This is a genomic window from Pseudomonas sp. R9.37 (assembly GCF_963878885.1).
GTDB lineage: Bacteria > Pseudomonadota > Gammaproteobacteria > Pseudomonadales > Pseudomonadaceae > Aquipseudomonas.
This window is the reverse complement of the sequence record NZ_CAWNZA010000017.1, coordinates 1-15,647: the sequence shown is the minus strand read 5'-3', so window position 1 is coordinate 15,647 and position 15,647 is coordinate 1. Positions and strand designations below refer to the sequence as shown.

The following is a 15,647-nucleotide window of genomic DNA, read 5'->3' as shown; positions in this document are numbered from 1 at the left end:
GGGTGTTGATGCGTGCGTGTGATCAACGCTTGCTCATCACCCGCGCCAACCGCAGCGTGGCTTCCCGGAGCTCATCCCGATCAAGCGAGGCAAACCCCAGGCGCAGGGCATTTTCCGGCACATTCAGCGGTGAAAACTGACGCGCACTGCGCACCACCACGCCCTGGCCCCGGGCTGTGGCGAGCAACTGATCGACGTCGGTTTCATCCTGGAAGCGAACCCAGAGGGCCAGGCCGCCTTCAGGCTCGCGCACCTGGATTCGATCGCCAAATGCGCTGTGCAAACAGCTCTGCAGCACCTCTCGACGCGCCACGTATTCTTTCGAAACACGGCGCAGGTGCTTCTTCAATTCCCCCTGATTGATCAGGTCCGCGAGCATTTTTTGTGCAACCGCGTCGGTGTCACCTACCACCAGTGCCGCGCTGTTCTGCAGCACCTCAATCACGCTGGCCGGAGCCACCACATAACTGCAACGAAACGTCGACCCCAACGCCTTGGATAATGAGCCGATGTAAATCACATGGCGTTGCGCGCCATCACTGGCCAGCGGCAGATAGGGGCGTCCGTTGAAGTGATATTCGTGGTCGTAGTCTTCTTCGATCACGCAGAAATTGTGCTGCGCCGCCAACGCCAGCAGGTGTTGCCGACGGGCCGCATGCAGGCTCACCGTGGTGGGAAACTGGTGGTGCGGCGTAAGGTAAATCATCCTTACATCATGTGCGTGGCATAACTGCTCGATGTGGTCCGTGCGACAGCCTTCATCGTCCATGTCGACGGTGATCAAATGTGCGCCGAGCTTGCGGAAAATTTCCCACGCCGGCGGGTAACTCAGACGCTCCACCAACACCACATCACCGGGTTTGATCAGCAGGCTGGCCGTCAGGTACAGCGACACCTGAGTGCCGGGCGTGAGGCAGATATTCTCGGCGCTGACTGCCAGCCCGCGATTGTTGCGCAGCATCTCTGCCAGCGCACAACGCAATTCATAGCCGGTGCCTTCGCTGCCGTAGCGCACCGAGTTGGACGCAAAACTGCTGCGCAGGGCATTGCGGTAATAGCGGTGTAAAACGGCCTGGGGCAGCAAGCGGTGGTCGCAGGCACCGTTATCGAAAAACAGCGCGTCATGCCGAAGCTGCAGGGCGATGACTTGGGCATTCTGCTCGAAATACGGCACCACTGGCTGCGCCAGCAGTGGCGGGGCAAAGGAGTGCTGCGCGCGGTTGGACGCGGGCGTTGGCGCCAATTGCGCATTGACGAACGTGCCCCGGCGCGGCTCGCTGATCAGCCAGCCTTTGGTCGATGCTTCCTCGTAAGCCAGGATCACCGTCTTGCGATTGACGTCGAGCATCTGCGCCATTTCCCGTGTGCCCGGCAGCAGCGTGCCGGGCGGCAGCCGTCCTTCGAGGATGGCCTGCACCAGGCCTTCGGCAATCTTGCGATAGGACGCCTGGGTGGTGCTCTCGTCGAGCTTGAGCAGCGGGCGCCATTTACGCATCTGGACCATCTTAAGTATCCAAAACTGGAGGTTTTAATGGGCCTAGTCTAGCGCAACAATCAAGCCTCACTCACCCCTGAGGTTGCTATGAACACACGCCATGTCATCGAACTCGCCCCCTCGGGGAAAACCTTTGAAGCCGGCGATGAGCTGTTGCTCGACGCGATGCTCGCCAGCGGCCTGTCTGTGCCGTTCTCGTGCCGGCGCGGGGCGTGTGGTTCGTGCAAGGTGGTGGTCACGCAAGGCCACTACCGCGCCAAGCAGCTGGCGCCGGGCGCGCCCGCGCCGTGCTACCCGCTGGCAGCGAATGAAATGCTCTTGTGTCAAAGCCACGCCTGCGCCGACATGCGCCTGGAGATTCCCGGGTGGTCGCTGGACACCCCCGCGCTGGTGGTCGAGGCGACGGTGCTGAGCAAGCGTGACCTCAGCCCCGACATCATTGAGTTGGTGGTGATGCCGGACACGCCGCTGGCCGTGCGGCCGGGCCAGTACCTCAAGTTCCGCCTGGTCGATGGCGACTCGCGCTGTTTCTCGATCGCCAACCTGCCGGCCGACGGCGATGGGCGCCTGGTGTTTCAGATTCGTCGGGTGCGCGGCGGGCTTTTTTCCGAGACCCTTCTGGACAGCCTTGAGGCTGGCGATCTGTTGACGCTGGAGGGGCCTTTTGGTGCCTGCACCTGGCAGGACGATGACGATGCGCCTGTGGTGCTGTTCGCCACAGGCACCGGCTACGCGGGTATCAAGCCGATCCTGCTGAGCGCGTTGAAGCAGGAGGTGGAGGTGACGTTTTACTGGGGCGGCGCGCAGGCGGCAGACTTTTACGACCGCGTATTTCTGGACCAGGCGGTCATCGACCACCCGCGTTTTCACTGGCACCCGGTATTGGCAGCGCAGGGCAGGGTGCAGGAAGTGGCGCTGAGCCATGGGCACCGTTGGGCGTCGGCTCAGGTGTATGCCTGCGGTAACGGCGGCATGATCAGCCAGGCGCGCGCCGATTGCCTGGAAGCGGGTTTGCCGAGCCATCGTTTTGTCGCCGAAGCGTTTGTACCCAGTGGCCGGTCGAGCGCCGACACGCTGCTCATTGGACTGGATCAAACCTGGGAAAAAGTCGGCCCGCGGTACTCGCTGGACGGCATGCTCGCCGCGCGTGATAAAACCATCCGCGCCCTGGCGGCGATTGCCAGCCAGCTCACAGTCGGCATGACCACCGGGCAAGCCCTCGACATGGCCGCCGCGCAATTGCAGGCCATGGGCGCCTCGCACACCTGGCACCCGACTTACATTCGTTTTGGCGACGACACGGTTCGCCCGCCCAGGGAAGGCATTGACCCAATGCGCACGCTGCGTGCCATCGATATCGTGGTGGTCGACCTCGGCCCGGTGTGGGACGGCTACGAGGGCGACTATGGCGACACCTTCGTCTTCGGCGAGTCAGCGCTGCACCGCGATTGCTTCAAGGTCTTGCATGAAGTGTTCGATGAAACCCGCGAGGCCTGGATGCGCGGCCTGACCGGCTGTGAGCTCTATGACTTTGCCGAGGAACGGGCCGTTGCCAAGGGCTGGCGGTTGTCGCGCAACCTGGCCGGCCACCGTATTGCGGATTTCCCCCACGCCTTGTTCGGCAACCAGGAATTGGCTGCGCTTGAGATCACGCCGAGTGAAATGGTGTGGGTGCTGGAGATCCAGCTCTGCCACCCCACCGAGCCGGTCGGTGGGTTCTTTGAAGATATCCTGATGCTTGAGGTTTGAAGGGTTAAGCGCAGCCCGCCGCTGCGCGGGTTGCGACTCCCGGTGCTGGCCGCAACGGCCTGAGCTGGCGGGCGTTGCTAAAAAACAGCGGATGGCCGGTAACGTAATCAGTATTTTGTAGGATGTTTCACCGGCCCTGTCGAACGGGCGAACCTGGTCCTCGAGGATGAGGTCCATAACGACGACGCACAGCTGTTACATCTATCGCCGGCAGTCCTGCACACCGTATGGCCCAAGGGTCGACCCGTGCGGGCGCCGGTGATTGCGCGTAAATAAGGAGATTGATCATGTGGCTTAAACACCTGGCGTTAGGTGTGTTGATTGCACCTTTTGTCACTGCTTGCTTTAGCCAGCCATTCCAGCCCCCCACGGCCGATGCCGACTTATGGGAGAAACCCGGCGCCAGCCACCAAGATGTGGTTGCGTCCATGTTGGCGTGTGGTGAAAAGAATGGTTCCGGCATCGATCCCAATGCGAGCTTCCAGGAGCGGGCGCAGCGCTTTGTGTGTATGAAGCGTGCTGGCTACACGCGGCGTGACGGTTTCGACATCTGTGCATTGCACCCCAAGGAGCCGTTGAGGGCCTGTGAGTCGGCTCAATGAAACCACAAAAACAACGCTCTGTTTTTAAGGGCTCGGCATTCAACGCGATAGGGACATCACCTGTGAAATATGCCATCTGCGCCACCTTGCTGCTGTCGCTGAGCGGCTGCCTGACCATGTCGGGTGAATACACTGTCACGGCTCACGACGCCTCCGGCGCCCAGATAACCAGGCTCGGCACCTTCACCGCCGAGGGCCATAACATTTACCCCATACGCAATGCGTTCTGCCTCAATGCGCCGGGGGCGACGGTCATCATTCGCGATGCCCGGACCGGCGAGGAACTGCGCAGCGAAAGCCCTTATCACTGCCGTTAAGCCTCAAAAAAAGGATTTCCATGAGAGCGTTTTTGATAGCAGGCCTGGCCGTGGCCTTGAGTGGCTGCGGCAATATTTCCAATATCCGTGCTTACAACACGCCCTATGTTGAACCCACATCAGGGGATACCGCACGCTTGCGCGTGATCACCAATGGCATGGCGCGCGGTGTGCCGGGCCGTGACTGCATCGACTGGCGTGTGCCTGGCGCCGGGGTGATGGCCGTGTCCGAATCCGGCTTTGCGGGTCAGAATAATGGCCGCAGCCTGGGCATGCCCGAGAGCAACCGCCGGGTGGAGGCGCAAGGCTCGGCGCGTAGCGAACTGAAGGTGCCGGCGAACAAGCCCTTTGCCATGAACTTCCAGAGTGAGGGCTATGTTTCTGGCGGCAATGCCTATAGCTGCAGGCAGAGCTTTCACTTCACCCCCAAGGCCGGGCAAGATTACGAACTGATCCTGCTGGACGGTGGCCAGTGCCTGATTGCGTTGCAGCGCCTGAACCCGGCGGGGAAACCGCAGAACGTGCCGGTAGAGAAGGCCAAGCTGTGCAATGCGATGGATATGTTTTAGGCCGCAAGCCAGGCCTGTTTAACCACAACGCCGATCAATCTTGATCGGCGTTGTGGTGTTTACCTTGGCTTATCAGAGCTTCGGCAGTTGCCCCACACGGCCCATCATTTCCGTGACGATCTGCAGGTCCAGCAAGAACTGCTCGACGGTCTTGAACTCACCGTCGGTGTGCCCGGTGTACTTCACGTCCGGCTTCGCCAGGCCGAATTGCACGCCATTGGGCAGATCATGCACGGAGGTCGCGCCGGCCGAGGTGCCGAACGTGTGCTCCATGCCGAGGTTTTCGCTGGCCACGGCCAGCAGGGCTTTGACCCACTCACCTTCAGGGTTGCGGTACATCGGCTCGGCCACCGAGTAGGTGACGTTCATCGCCACTTTGGTGTGCGTGTCCCAGGCGCTGATTTTCTCTTCGATTTCAGTTTTGAGCACCTCCGGCGATTTGCCTTTGGGGATGCGCAGGTTCACCGCCAGCTTGAAGGCTTTGTCATCCTGGCCGACAAACGTCAGCGAGGTGGTCAGTGGTCCCATGAACGCATCGGAGAAGCCCACACCCAACTTGCCGCCCAGGTAATCCAGGCCCCAGTTGTCAGCTGCATAGTGTGCAGCGTCGGTGATGTGGTTGTGCTTCAGCGCGATTTTGCCGTCAATGCTGTGGATCAGTTCCAGCATGCGTGCGACCGGGTTGACGCCCGCTTCCGGCTCGGAGGAGTGAGCCGACACACCGGTGAGCGTCAACTTGACCTCTTTGCCGACCACCTTGGCCGTTACGTCGAAATTGCCACCGTTTTGCTTGACGTAGTCAGCGCCGGCTTTCTGCAGGCTGGCGGCCAGTTCAGCAGGCTTGTCGCTGAGCAGGGTGGCGACCGAGACCGACGGAATCTGGTTGGTGGCCATGCCGCCGGTCATCGAGATAATTTCCGCGCCTTTGCCAGTGCCTTTGCGCACCGGGAAGCTCGCCATGACGGTGCCGTAGCCTTTCTCGGCAATCACGACCGGGTAGCCGCCATCCAGCGCCAGGTTGTATTGCGGCACCGGGTTGTGTTCGAAGTAATAGGGGATCGCGTCCCCCATGGTTTCTTCAGTGGTGTCCACCAACAGTTTGAAGTTGCGCGCCAGCGGCAGCTTCTCTTCCTTGATCACCTTCATGGCATACAGGGCTACCACGATGCCGTTTTTGTCATCCTCGGTGCCGCGGCCATACATGCGATCGCCAATCAGCGTGACCTTGAACGGGTCGAGCTTGGTGCCGTCCTTGAGCACCCAGTTTTCCGGCGTCACCGGCACCACGTCGGCGTGCGCGTGAATGCCGACGACTTCATCGCCGCTGCCTTCCAGCGAAATTTCGTACACGCGGTTGTCGATGTTGCGGAAGTTCAGGTTGAAGGCTTTGGCCAGGCTCTGGATCTTGTCGGCGATCTTGAGGAATTCCGGGTTCTTGTACTGCGGCAGGCCGTCGACGTTGAAGGTCGGAATTTCCACCAGCTCGCGCAGGGTTTCGAGCGCGGCTTTGCCGTATTTAACGCGGGTGTAAATACCCAGCAGGCGGTTGATTTCGTTCTGCTGGTCGGCGGTCAGGGTTTTGTTGGCCAGGAAGGCGTCGATGGCCGGGCCGACGTCATCGGTTTTCGCCAGGTCGCTCTTGGCCAGAGTGCCGAGGAAACCACGGAAATCGCTGGCTGGGGTTTCGCTGAAATGTTTGATAATGGTCGCGCTTTGTTCGGCGCTGATGTTGGCGAAGGCGGGGGTGGTAATGGCCGAAAAGCTCGCCGCGAACAGGGTGGCAGCCACCAATTTTTTCAGTGGAAAATGCATGACTAGAGGCATTCCTTTGCAAAAGAGGAGTGGGAAAATTTCTGATCGAAATGTCAGAAACAATTTCACACACTACCATCACGAAGGAGTGGTAGGGGAGACCCGGATGAGGGAAATGTCCTACCTCGGTATTTGAGCCACCAAGCATCAACGGTGGGAGCGGGCTTGCCCGCGAAGGCGGTGTGTCAGTCAGCGTCTACGTTGGCTGACACTCCGCTATCGCGGGCAAGCCCGCTCCCACTTTGTTTTTTTGCGTAGGAAGAGCCGAGTTCAGCTCACGGCTTGCCAGGATGCGGGTCCGGGTACTGCGCCGCTACATCCAGCGCTATGGAATACGGTCCCTCCCACAATTGCGCATGCAGCTCGCCCACCCGCTTGGCCACCGCCGCGTCATGCATCACCACTTCCATTTGAGCTACCAGGCATCAACTGTGGGAGCGGGCTTGCCCGCGAAGGCGGTGTGTCAGTCAGCGCCTAGGTTGGCTGACACTCCGCTATCGCGGGCAAGCCCGCTCCCACATTGCTTTTTGGGTAGGAAGAACCGAGTTCAGCTCACGGCTTGCCAGGATGCGGGTCGGGGTACTGCGCCGCTACATCCAGCGCTTTGGCATACGGCCCCTCCCACAATTGCGCATGCAGCTCGCCCACCCGCTTGGCCACCGCCGGGTCATGCCTCACCACTTCCATTTGAGCCACCAGGCATCAACGGTGGGAGCGGGCTTGCCCGCGAAGGCGGTGTGTCAGTCAGCGCCTAGGTTGGCTGACACTCCGCTATCGCGGGCAAGCCCGCTCCCACATTGTTTTTTTGCGTAGGAAGAACCGAGTTCAGCTCACGGCTTGCCGGGGTGCGGATCCGGGTACTGCGCCGCTACATCCAGCGCTTTGGCATACGGTCCACCCCACAATTGCGCATGCAGCTCGCCCACCCGCTTGGCCATCGCCGCGTCATGCCTCACCACTTCCATTTGAGCCACCAAGCATCAACTGTGGGAGCGGGCTTGCTCGCGAAGGCGGTGTGTCAGTCAGCGCCTAGGTTGGCTGACACTCCGCTATCGCGGGCAAGCCCGCTCCCACATTGTTTTTTTGCGTAGGAAGAACCGAGTTCAGCTCACGGCTTGCCAGGATGCGGGTCCGGGTATTGCGCCGCTACATCCAGCGCTTTGGCATACGGCCCCTCCCACAATTGCGCATGCAGCTCGCCCACCCGCTTGGCCATCGCCGGGTCATGCATCACCACTTCCATTTGAGCCACCAGGCATCAACGGTGGGAGCGGGCTTGCCCGCGAAGGCGGTGTGTCAGTCAGCGCCTACGTTAACTGACACTCCGCTATCGCGGGCAAGCCCGCTCCCACATTGCTTTTTTGCGTAGGAAGAACCGAGTTCAGCTCACGGCTTGCCAGGATGCGGGTCCGGGTACTGCGCCGCTACATCCAGCGCTTTGGCATACGGGCCCTCCCACAATTGCGCATGCAGCTCGCCCACCCGCTTGGCCATCGCCGCGTCATGCATCACCACTTCCAGGTTGCGCGAGTTATCCAGGTACCCGCCCAGCCAGTTGCTGGTGCCGACCCATGCTACTTGCCCGTCAATTTCCATGGTCTTGCTGTGGATCACCCGCGCGTAAGGGATAAACCCTTGCTTGGCCTGCGGCAGCGTGACGATTTTGACCTCTACGTTCGGCAGCACGGCGAGGCTTTTGAGGTAGGGCAGTTCCAGCGAGTCGGTGTTCCAGTTGGACACCATCAGCTTGATCGACACGCCACGCGCGGCGGCGGCGCGCACGGCGTTGTCGATCACCGCGTAGTACGGCCGGGTTCGGTCCGGCCCGTAGGACAGCGGCGCGTAGTCGAGCAGTTGCACGCGCACTTCTTTCCTGGCCTCGCTCAACAGGCGCGGCAGTTCCAGCTGTGAATCGCCTACACCGGGCGGGTTGTAGCGTTGCGGGCTGGCCACCAGATAGTTGCCGGTGCGTGCCGGCTCCTGGCCCGCAGCCGGCAGCGGCAGGGGTTGCTTATCTGCAAGCGCGGCCTGGGCCTGCCAGTCCTGATTGAAGATCGCCTGCACCTGGCTGACCACGGTGGCATCGCTGATGCGCAAACCGGTCTCGTGGATATGTTCCAGCGAACGCCAATCGAAGTTCTGGCTGCCGACAAACGCCTGCTTGCCGTCCACCACCATGTACTTGGCGTGGATAATCCCGCCGCTCAGTTGCCCGTACGACAGCACGCGCAAGGTCAGGTTGGGAATCGCGCGCAAGCGTTCCAGGGTGGACGCTTCCGACAACTTGATGCCTTTTTCCTCAAGCAGAAAGCGAATCTTCACACCACGTTTGCCGGCAGCTTCCAGATGCTCAATCACCGTGTCCATCACCGAGCCAGGATGGTCGGCGGCGTAGAACTGGCCGATATCAATGCTGCTTTTCGCGCCATCAAACAAGGCGATCCACACCGGCCCCGGCTGGCGCAAATCGGCCGTGCCCAGCGCGGTGTCCACTGGCACGGTGTGCACCAGTTCAAAGCCTGGAATTGAAAAGTCCGCCTGGGCCAGCGGACTGAGGAGCAAGCCGGTGAGGCCGGCAATACGCAACTTCATCGAAAGGGACATAGGCGTCTCATCGGGCAAAAAAACGGCGGGCGCAGGTTGCGCCCGCCGTGGGAGGGTCACGCCGTGCGGCTGTGCAACGGCGTCGGCACCAGGTGCGGCACTTCACTCTGCACGCGGGCGCCGGTGGCAGCACGAATCAGCAGGATTTTCAGCTGGTCGTTGATGCGCTCCAGGCTGTCCTGGAAGAAGTTGTGGAACACCACGCAGAACAGCGCGATGGCGATGCCCAACCCGGTGGCGAACAACGCCGTCCCGATGCCACCGGAGATCTGGCCCGGGTCGGACACGCCGGCACTGGCCAGCGCCTTGAAGGTGTCGATGATGCCCAGGATGGTGCCCAACAAGCCGAGCAGCGGCGCGGCGGTGGTGATGGTCTCGATGATCCACAGGCTGCGCGACAGCGGTGCGCGGGTCTTCAGGTACTGGGTTTCGATTTCGTCGTCCAGGTCCTTGCGCGAACCCTGAGAAGCCTTTTGCGCCAGCACCGGCAGCACCATGTTCAGTGGCAGGCTGTCGCGACGGGTCAGGCCTTGCGGCAAGTCGCGCTCGCTGTGCACGTTGGCGCCCAGCACCTCGGTCAAGGCCCGCGCCTGGCGACGCACGTAGGCGAAGTAAATGCCGCGTTCGATGGTGATGAAAATCGCAATCGCCATGGCGGCGTACATCACATAAAAGGTGATGTCGTGAAGCAGGTTCATGTCCATGATCTATAGCCTCGCAGTTAGAAATTCGCTTCCAGAGAAACAGTGACGGTACGGTCCAGGCCAACGATGTAGGCCGGGTCGCCATCGCGGAAACCGCTGTAGCTCGCCGCGTTGGTTTTGGTGGTGTACACGCCGTCCAGGTACTTCTTGTCGAACAGGTTGTCGACGTTCAGGCGCAGGGTCGCGTCCTTGACGACTTTTTTATCCACGGGCAGGTAGATACCGGCGCCGAGGTTGAAAATGGTGCGCGCCGAGATGGCTTCGTCGTTGGTCAGGTCGCCATACAGCTTGCTGGTGAACTTGCCGCCGAAGGTGCCGTAGAAACGCCCGTCGTCGTAGCCGACGTTGGCCGCCAGCATGTTGGTCGGCACGTTGGCGAACTGCTTGCCACTGGTGGGCAGCACGATGGGTTTGCCGGCGCTGAAGACGGTCAGGTCGTCCTGCTGCTTGGAGCTGGTGTAGGTGTAGGAGGTGTAGTAATTGAAGTGGTGGGGCAGCTTGCCGCTCCACTCCAGTTCCAGGCCTTTGTTGATCACGGTGCCGGCGTTGATGTCGGCCGAATCCCCGTTGCTGTCCAGGGACGTGAGCTGGCGGTTCTTGAACTGCATGTAGAACAAGGTGGCGGCGAGGGTCATGTCTTCGCCGGTGTAGCGCCAGCCCAGTTCCTGGTTCCAGCTCAGTTCCGGTTTGGAGTCCAGCGAGCCGACGCCTTTGTCGTACAGCACGTAGTTCTGCGGAATCCGCATGTTGCGCGACAGGCTGTAGAACAGTTGGTCACGCTCATCGAGCTGGTACTTCAGGCCGGCATTGGGCAGCAATTTGTTGTAGGTCTGGTCGGCTTTGCCTGGTTGCTCGGTGAGGCTGCCGTGGTTGGTGCCTTCACGCTCGACATTCATGTAGGCAAGGCCGGCGATCAGCGTCCAGTCCGAATTGATGTACCAGGTGTCCTGGGCCCAGACTTTTTGCGCAGGCGTCACGGTGTAGCGGTCGCGGCCTTGTACGGTGTTGCCGTTGGCATCGACCACCGAGTCGCCATCCGGCCAGGTGTCGCTGGGCTTGCCGCTGTTTTTGAGGGCAATGAACGGCTGGGTCTGGCTTTGGCGCGCGCGTTCGTACCAGTAGCCGAACTGCAGGCTGTGGTCGCCCAGGTCCCAGTTGAGTTTGGTGGTGATGCCCGGGCGCCAGGTTTGGGTGCGCGAAGGACGGTAGTAGACGCCCGTAGTGGACGAACCGTCGGCGTTGTACTGGGCCGCCGTCGGCAGGTTGCCGAGGTCGAAAACGCCGCCCTTGTTCGAGCCGCTGTTGAGCGCATAGGCAGAGGAGCCCACGCCGCTGCCGTTGCCGTAGTAGTAATACGGGATCACCGACAGCGCCAGGTTGTCGCTCAGCTTGTACTGGGTGTTGAGCACGGCGGTAAAGGTCTGGAACGGGTTCTGCGCGAGGTCGTAGTAGCTGCTGATCTTGCCATTGGCGCCCAGCGCCGGCTTGGCCGGGTACGGGTCATATTTGCGGCCGAACTGCTGGAACTGCGCCTTGGTCAGCTGGCTGTAACTGTTGTTGTCCTGCTCGTGGTACTTGAGGATCAGGTTGGCGGTGTTGCCGTTGCCAGCGTCGAAGAAACTGTTCCACTCCACCTTGTCCGCCCGCACGGCGCCCGAGCCACGCCACATCTGGCCTTCGGTGTGGGACGCCGACAACCAGTTGCTCAGGCCGTTGACCTCACCGGTGTTGAGGCGCGCAAAGGTCTTGCGCGTGGAGTTGCTGCCGACCACTTGTTTAACGAAGGCCCCGGTTTCCTTGGTCGGGCGAATGGTCACAATGCCGATGTTGCCGCCGCTGGAGCCGATATGCGGGCCATCCGCTTCCGACGAACCCTGGGTGACAAAAATCTGCTCGATATTTTCCGGGTCGCCCAACAGGTTGGAATACAGCGCGTAGTTGCCGGAGTCGTTGATCGGCATGCCGTCGACCGACATGCCGACCTGGTCGGAGTTCATGCCGCGCATGGTGAAGCGAAAGCCCGACAGACCGGTATTGTCCTCGCTGGAAATGTTCAGGCCCGGCGTGTACTTGAGCTTGTCGATGGCGTTGCCGGTGGCGGTTTGCTTGTCCAACGCTTCCTTGGTGACGGTCGAGCGGCCCTTGGCGCTCTCTTCCTGGACCATGTAACCGCCCCCCGCGGTTGCCTTGCCCCCCTGTACCCCAATAGTCCCGACGTCACTGTCACTGGTATCTGCCATGACCACTCCGTGGCTCATGCTAGTCGCGGCAACGAGTGCCAGATGAATACGGGTGAACCTCATCACTGTCGTCCTGGTGTCGGGTGCTTATTGCACGCTGTAGTTGAAGGTGGCGGTGAAGCGTTGCTCGTTACGTCCACCGAAGGCTTGTTCGGGGAACGGCTTGACCTGCTTGATGCGACGCAGGCTATTGGTGGCGGCCCGATTGAGCAGCATGCTCGGCGCCGGGGTCTGGATCCCGGCATCGAGCACGCGACCTTGTCGGTCCACCATCAACCAGACCACCACCTCGCCACTGGGGCGTTCGAGAGATGCCTGGCGGCCGGTGGGGTATTGCTTGTACGTATCCAGCTCGTTGCGCAGGCCTTTGAGGTAGCCGCCTTCCAGTGCCTGGCCATCGACTTTGGGCGGCGCCGGCGGGGCGGGTGGCGCAGGTGTCGGCGCTACGGCGGCCTGTACCGGCTTGGCGGCAACCGGCGCCACTGGCGCTGGCGCTGGCGTCGGTTTGGCGGCGACCACCGGCTTGGGCTTGGGCACCGGCTTGGGTTTGGGTTCAGGTTTAGGCAATGGTTTGGGCGGTGGCGGCGGCGGGGCCGGTTCGGCCTCTTCATCCTCGATCACCGGCGGCGGTGGCTCCTGCTCCACCACGGGCTCGGGCACCACTTGTGGTTCGGGCTCGACCAGGGCAAGTTCAACCGCCGACTCGTCATACTGCGGCTGGATTTTCAGGGGTTGGGACTGGATACCCAGTGCAATCAGCACCAGGGCGATCAGGGCCGGGACACTGCCCAACAGCCGACGCGCACGAAACAGGGCATACATGATCAGGACTTACGCGTGGCGATGGACACGGAGGTAAAGCCACCCAGGCGCAGGGTGTCCATGACTTCCACCAGGCGCGCAACTTCCACGCCTTTGTCGCTGTTGACGATGATGGTCGACTTGGTATCCGGCTTTTCAGCGGCCTTCAACGCAGGGACCAGGGCGTCGACCGTGAGGTCCTTGCCATCGAGTTGCAGCTGGCCTTGCAGGCCCAGCGTGAGGATGAATTTGTTCTGCGGCTTGAGTTGCTGCGCGCTGCTTGCGCTGGGCAGTTGAGTCTTCATGCCGAGTGCCGGAATCACGTTCAAACTCACCAGTACGAAAAACACCAGGAGGAACATCATCACGTCGATCATCGGGATCAGTTCGATGTGCGCCTTGCGTTTCTTGGGTTCATCCCAGGTTCTCATTCTGTTGCCCCGTCATTGAATTAGGGGCGACACGCTAACAACCAAAAATGACCGAATGGTTAACTTTAATTGACGTTTTGAAGGCTCTAGGACGCGTCTTGCAGGGGATTTGCCTTGCAGTTTTATGACGTAATGCAATTGACATGAAGGCCATACATTCTTGAAGAATTTATCTCCAGAGCCTGCTCGTATGCCCACTGCATTGCCGCATTTACCCACCTCGCGACTACTATTGCGCGCGCTGCAAATGGACCAGGCCGAGGTGCTTTACAGGCTCGCCAATGGGCCGAAAATTGCTGACAACACGGCCAATATTCCGTCGCCCTATACCTTGCAGACCGCCCAGGACTTTATTACCGGGATCGCCGAAAAATACCGTGCGGGTGAGGTGCTGAACCTGGGAATGCATGTGCAAGCAACCGGCGAGCTGATCGGCATGGTCAGCCTGCGTCTGAATGCCCGTCATCACGCCGGGCATTTGGGTGGCTGGGTGGCGGCGCACGCTCGCAACCAGGGGTATGCGGCGGAAGCGGCGAGTGCGGTGATGGACTTCGGGTTTGCCACGCTCGGGCTGCAGCGCGTCGGCAGCCAGTGTTTTGGTCGCAACAAGGCGTCGGCGCGGGTCATGCAGAAAATTGGCCTGCACTATGAAGGCTGCCTGCGCGAAGCGTTTTTCAAGAACGGTGTGTACGAGGATTTGCTGACATTCGCCAGCGTGCGCAGCGACTGGGAGCGAGCGTTGTGAGTGGCGCAGTGGATCATGATCGGCGCCGGCTGCTCGCCGGACTGGCGGTTGCCACTGCGTTTTCGATCCTCAGCCCGTTTGCGCGCAGCGCCGGTGTGGATTACCCGTTCACCCTCGGCGTGGCCTCCGGCGACCCGTTGCCGGATGGCTTTGTGATCTGGACGCGCTTGGCGCCGCTGTTCAATGCTGCGGACGGGCGCGGCGGGTTGAGCCGCGCCGTGCCGGTGCGTTGGCGCGTGGCCAAGGATGCGGCGATGACGCGTATCGTCAAGCAAGGCGAGGTGATGGCAACGCAGCATTTTGCTCACTCGGTGCATGTCGAGGTGGCGGGGCTGGAGGCTGGCAGGCCTTACTGGTACCAATTCGACGGCCTCGGCGCACAGAGCCCGGTGGGCCAGGCACGTACCGCGCCGCCGCTGCACGCCATGGCGGCGGCCACCGTGGGGTTTGTCTCCTGCTCGCACTGGGAGCGCGGTTATTTCAGTGCCTATCGCCACCTGGCGGCGGAGCAACCCGACTTGGTGTTTTTCCTCGGCGACTACATCTACGACAGCTCGTACGCAGCGGACTCAGGCAAGATCATCCGCCCGCACGGCAGCGGCAATGCCGTGAGCCTGAGTGATTACCGCAACCGCTACGCGCTGTATAAAACCGACCCGGACCTGCAGGCTTTGCACGCGGCAGCACCCAGCGTGGCCACGTGGGACGACCATGAGGTGCAGAATGACTACGCCAACCGCTGGTCCCAGGACCCGAAGATTCCGGTTGAGCAGTTTTTAAGGCAACGGGCGGTGGCGTACCAGGCGTTTTACGAACATATGCCACTGCGTGTCAGCAGTGTGCCGAAAGGGCCGGACATGCGTATCTACCGGCGCCTCGATTATGGCCGGCTGGCGCGTTTTCATGTGCTTGATGGCCGCCAATACCGCTCCGAGCAGCCGTGTATTCAGGCTAACGGCAGTCACCAGGGGCATATCGCCGCCAGCACCTGCAAGGACCTGCGCGACCCCGGCCGCACGATGCTTGGCTGGCAACAGGAAGCCTGGCTGGACCAGGGTTTTGCCCAGTCGAAAGCGCAGTGGAATGTGATCGCCCAGGACTTGCTGGTGGCGCCGCTGATCCAGCGTGACCTGACCAGTCATCAGGTCGGGCATTGGACGGATGGCTGGGACGGCTACATGGCCAACCGTACTCGGATGCTGGCGTCCATCACGCGCAATCAGGTCAAGAACCCGGTGTTCTGGGGCGGTGATATCCATTCGTTCTGGACCACCGACCTGCATGCCGATGGCAACAACCCGGACTCGCCCATCGTCGCAACCGAATTTGTCGGCAGCTCGGTGACCTCCGACGGCCCGCCCTTTGACGCCTTCAGTCAGATCTTGCCGCTCAATCCGCACGTGAAGTTCTTCGACAGTCGCCAGCGTGGGTACGTGTCGGTGAAGCTTGAGGCGTCGAAGATGCTGACGAACTTCCGGGTAATCACTGACCCACGTGACCCGGCGGCGACGGTGTCGACGCTCAAGTCGTTTGTGGTGGAGCCGGGGAGGGCGGGGGCGATTGCGGTTTGATGCACAG

At 61.2% G+C, this 15,647-nt stretch carries 17 protein-coding genes; 6 read left to right on the top strand and 11 right to left on the bottom strand.

Going from position 1 to position 15,647, the window contains the following annotated elements:
• Window positions 1-22: 22 nt before the first annotated feature.
• Window positions 23-1,504, bottom strand: coding sequence for a MocR-like pyridoxine biosynthesis transcription factor PdxR (gene pdxR / locus AACU78_RS11690; RefSeq protein WP_106580666.1), 1,482 nt, complete (start codon window positions 1,502-1,504; stop codon window positions 23-25).
• Window positions 1,505-1,582: 78 nt separating this feature from the next.
• Here pdxR and AACU78_RS11685 point away from each other — a divergent pair, with 78 nt between their 5' ends.
• The 4 genes from AACU78_RS11685 (at window position 1,583) to AACU78_RS11670 (ending at window position 4,732) form a co-directional block, all read left to right on the top strand.
• Window positions 1,583-3,244: an NAD(P)H dependent flavin oxidoreductase family protein gene (locus AACU78_RS11685; protein ID WP_106580665.1), complete on the top strand. Its 1,662-nt coding sequence runs from the start codon at window positions 1,583-1,585 to the stop codon at window positions 3,242-3,244.
• Between the two features lie 287 nt (window positions 3,245-3,531).
• The gene (locus tag AACU78_RS11680; protein WP_106580664.1) at window positions 3,532-3,846 is read left to right on the top strand and encodes a hypothetical protein; all 315 of its coding nucleotides are present in this window, start codon (window positions 3,532-3,534) and stop codon (window positions 3,844-3,846) included.
• The gene (locus tag AACU78_RS11675) at window positions 3,843-4,163 is read left to right on the top strand and encodes a hypothetical protein (protein WP_234452761.1); all 321 of its coding nucleotides are present in this window, start codon (window positions 3,843-3,845) and stop codon (window positions 4,161-4,163) included. Before AACU78_RS11680 ends, AACU78_RS11675 begins: the two co-directional genes overlap by 4 nt.
• Window positions 4,164-4,183: 20 nt before the next feature.
• Window positions 4,184-4,732 (top strand): hypothetical protein, encoded by a 549-nt coding sequence (locus tag AACU78_RS11670; protein ID WP_106580662.1) that lies wholly within the window; start codon window positions 4,184-4,186, stop codon window positions 4,730-4,732.
• A gap of 72 nt (window positions 4,733-4,804) precedes the next feature.
• Here the strand turns inward: AACU78_RS11670 and AACU78_RS11665 are convergent, their stop codons facing one another.
• The 10 genes from AACU78_RS11665 to AACU78_RS11620 form a co-directional block, all read right to left on the bottom strand.
• Window positions 4,805-6,544 (bottom strand): dipeptidase, encoded by a 1,740-nt coding sequence (locus AACU78_RS11665; protein ID WP_106580661.1) that lies wholly within the window; start codon window positions 6,542-6,544, stop codon window positions 4,805-4,807.
• A gap of 275 nt (window positions 6,545-6,819) precedes the next feature.
• Window positions 6,820-6,954, bottom strand: coding sequence for a hypothetical protein (locus AACU78_RS11660; RefSeq protein ID WP_371924214.1), 135 nt, complete (start codon window positions 6,952-6,954; stop codon window positions 6,820-6,822).
• 142 nt (window positions 6,955-7,096) lie between these two features.
• Entirely contained in the window at window positions 7,097-7,231 is a 135-nt protein-coding gene (locus AACU78_RS11655; protein WP_371924213.1) for a hypothetical protein, read from the bottom strand.
• Window positions 7,232-7,374: 143 nt separating this feature from the next.
• Complete coding sequence (locus AACU78_RS11650; RefSeq protein ID WP_371924212.1) at window positions 7,375-7,509, bottom strand: hypothetical protein; 135 nt, start codon at window positions 7,507-7,509, stop codon at window positions 7,375-7,377.
• A 143-nt stretch (window positions 7,510-7,652) separates the two neighbouring features.
• On the bottom strand, window positions 7,653-7,787 hold the full coding sequence (locus tag AACU78_RS11645; RefSeq protein ID WP_445261900.1) for a hypothetical protein: 135 nt from the start codon (window positions 7,785-7,787) through the stop codon (window positions 7,653-7,655).
• Window positions 7,788-7,930: 143 nt separating this feature from the next.
• Window positions 7,931-9,148 (bottom strand): phospholipase D-like domain-containing protein, encoded by a 1,218-nt coding sequence (locus AACU78_RS11640; protein WP_106580660.1) that lies wholly within the window; start codon window positions 9,146-9,148, stop codon window positions 7,931-7,933.
• Window positions 9,149-9,204: 56 nt separating this feature from the next.
• Window positions 9,205-9,852 carry a MotA/TolQ/ExbB proton channel family protein gene (locus tag AACU78_RS11635; RefSeq protein WP_106580659.1) on the bottom strand — a complete coding sequence of 216 codons (648 nt, stop codon included), beginning with the start codon at window positions 9,850-9,852 and terminating at the stop codon, window positions 9,205-9,207.
• A gap of 17 nt (window positions 9,853-9,869) precedes the next feature.
• Window positions 9,870-12,155 (bottom strand): TonB-dependent receptor, encoded by a 2,286-nt coding sequence (locus tag AACU78_RS11630; protein WP_106580658.1) that lies wholly within the window; start codon window positions 12,153-12,155, stop codon window positions 9,870-9,872.
• A 24-nt stretch (window positions 12,156-12,179) separates the two neighbouring features.
• On the bottom strand, window positions 12,180-12,914 hold the full coding sequence (locus tag AACU78_RS11625) for an energy transducer TonB family protein (RefSeq protein ID WP_106580657.1): 735 nt from the start codon (window positions 12,912-12,914) through the stop codon (window positions 12,180-12,182).
• A 2-nt stretch (window positions 12,915-12,916) separates the two neighbouring features.
• The gene (locus tag AACU78_RS11620) at window positions 12,917-13,324 is read right to left on the bottom strand and encodes an ExbD/TolR family protein (RefSeq protein ID WP_106580656.1); all 408 of its coding nucleotides are present in this window, start codon (window positions 13,322-13,324) and stop codon (window positions 12,917-12,919) included.
• A 190-nt stretch (window positions 13,325-13,514) separates the two neighbouring features.
• Between AACU78_RS11620 and AACU78_RS11615 the strand changes: the two genes are divergently transcribed.
• Window positions 13,515-14,069 carry a GNAT family N-acetyltransferase gene (locus AACU78_RS11615; RefSeq protein WP_106580655.1) on the top strand — a complete coding sequence of 185 codons (555 nt, stop codon included), beginning with the start codon at window positions 13,515-13,517 and terminating at the stop codon, window positions 14,067-14,069.
• Window positions 14,066-15,640 carry an alkaline phosphatase D family protein gene (locus AACU78_RS11610; protein ID WP_106580654.1) on the top strand — a complete coding sequence of 525 codons (1,575 nt, stop codon included), beginning with the start codon at window positions 14,066-14,068 and terminating at the stop codon, window positions 15,638-15,640. Before AACU78_RS11615 ends, AACU78_RS11610 begins: the two co-directional genes overlap by 4 nt.
• The last annotated feature ends 7 nt before the right edge of the window (window positions 15,641-15,647 follow it).

Bases quoted from the DNA above. Each gene is read 5' to 3' on its own strand.
- AACU78_RS11685 (WP_106580665.1), top strand. From the start codon at position 1,583: ATGAACACACGCCATGTCATCGAACTCGCCCCCTCGGGGAAAACCTTT.
- AACU78_RS11630 (WP_106580658.1), bottom strand. From the start codon at position 12,155: ATGAGGTTCACCCGTATTCATCTGGCACTCGTTGCCGCGACTAGCATG.
- pdxR (WP_106580666.1), bottom strand. From the start codon at position 1,504: ATGGTCCAGATGCGTAAATGGCGCCCGCTGCTCAAGCTCGACGAGAGC.
- AACU78_RS11620 (WP_106580656.1), bottom strand. From the start codon at position 13,324: ATGAGAACCTGGGATGAACCCAAGAAACGCAAGGCGCACATCGAACTG.
- AACU78_RS11655 (WP_371924213.1), bottom strand. From the start codon at position 7,231: ATGGAAGTGGTGAGGCATGACCCGGCGGTGGCCAAGCGGGTGGGCGAG.
- AACU78_RS11660 (WP_371924214.1), bottom strand. From the start codon at position 6,954: ATGGAAGTGGTGATGCATGACGCGGCGGTGGCCAAGCGGGTGGGCGAG.
- AACU78_RS11625 (WP_106580657.1), bottom strand. From the start codon at position 12,914: ATGTATGCCCTGTTTCGTGCGCGTCGGCTGTTGGGCAGTGTCCCGGCC.
- AACU78_RS11665 (WP_106580661.1), bottom strand. From the start codon at position 6,544: ATGCATTTTCCACTGAAAAAATTGGTGGCTGCCACCCTGTTCGCGGCG.
- AACU78_RS11680 (WP_106580664.1), top strand. From the start codon at position 3,532: ATGTGGCTTAAACACCTGGCGTTAGGTGTGTTGATTGCACCTTTTGTC.
- AACU78_RS11675 (WP_234452761.1), top strand. From the start codon at position 3,843: ATGAAACCACAAAAACAACGCTCTGTTTTTAAGGGCTCGGCATTCAAC.
- AACU78_RS11645 (WP_445261900.1), bottom strand. From the start codon at position 7,787: ATGGAAGTGGTGATGCATGACCCGGCGATGGCCAAGCGGGTGGGCGAG.
- AACU78_RS11650 (WP_371924212.1), bottom strand. From the start codon at position 7,509: ATGGAAGTGGTGAGGCATGACGCGGCGATGGCCAAGCGGGTGGGCGAG.
- AACU78_RS11640 (WP_106580660.1), bottom strand. From the start codon at position 9,148: ATGTCCCTTTCGATGAAGTTGCGTATTGCCGGCCTCACCGGCTTGCTC.
- AACU78_RS11635 (WP_106580659.1), bottom strand. From the start codon at position 9,852: ATGGACATGAACCTGCTTCACGACATCACCTTTTATGTGATGTACGCC.
- AACU78_RS11615 (WP_106580655.1), top strand. From the start codon at position 13,515: ATGCCCACTGCATTGCCGCATTTACCCACCTCGCGACTACTATTGCGC.
- AACU78_RS11670 (WP_106580662.1), top strand. From the start codon at position 4,184: ATGAGAGCGTTTTTGATAGCAGGCCTGGCCGTGGCCTTGAGTGGCTGC.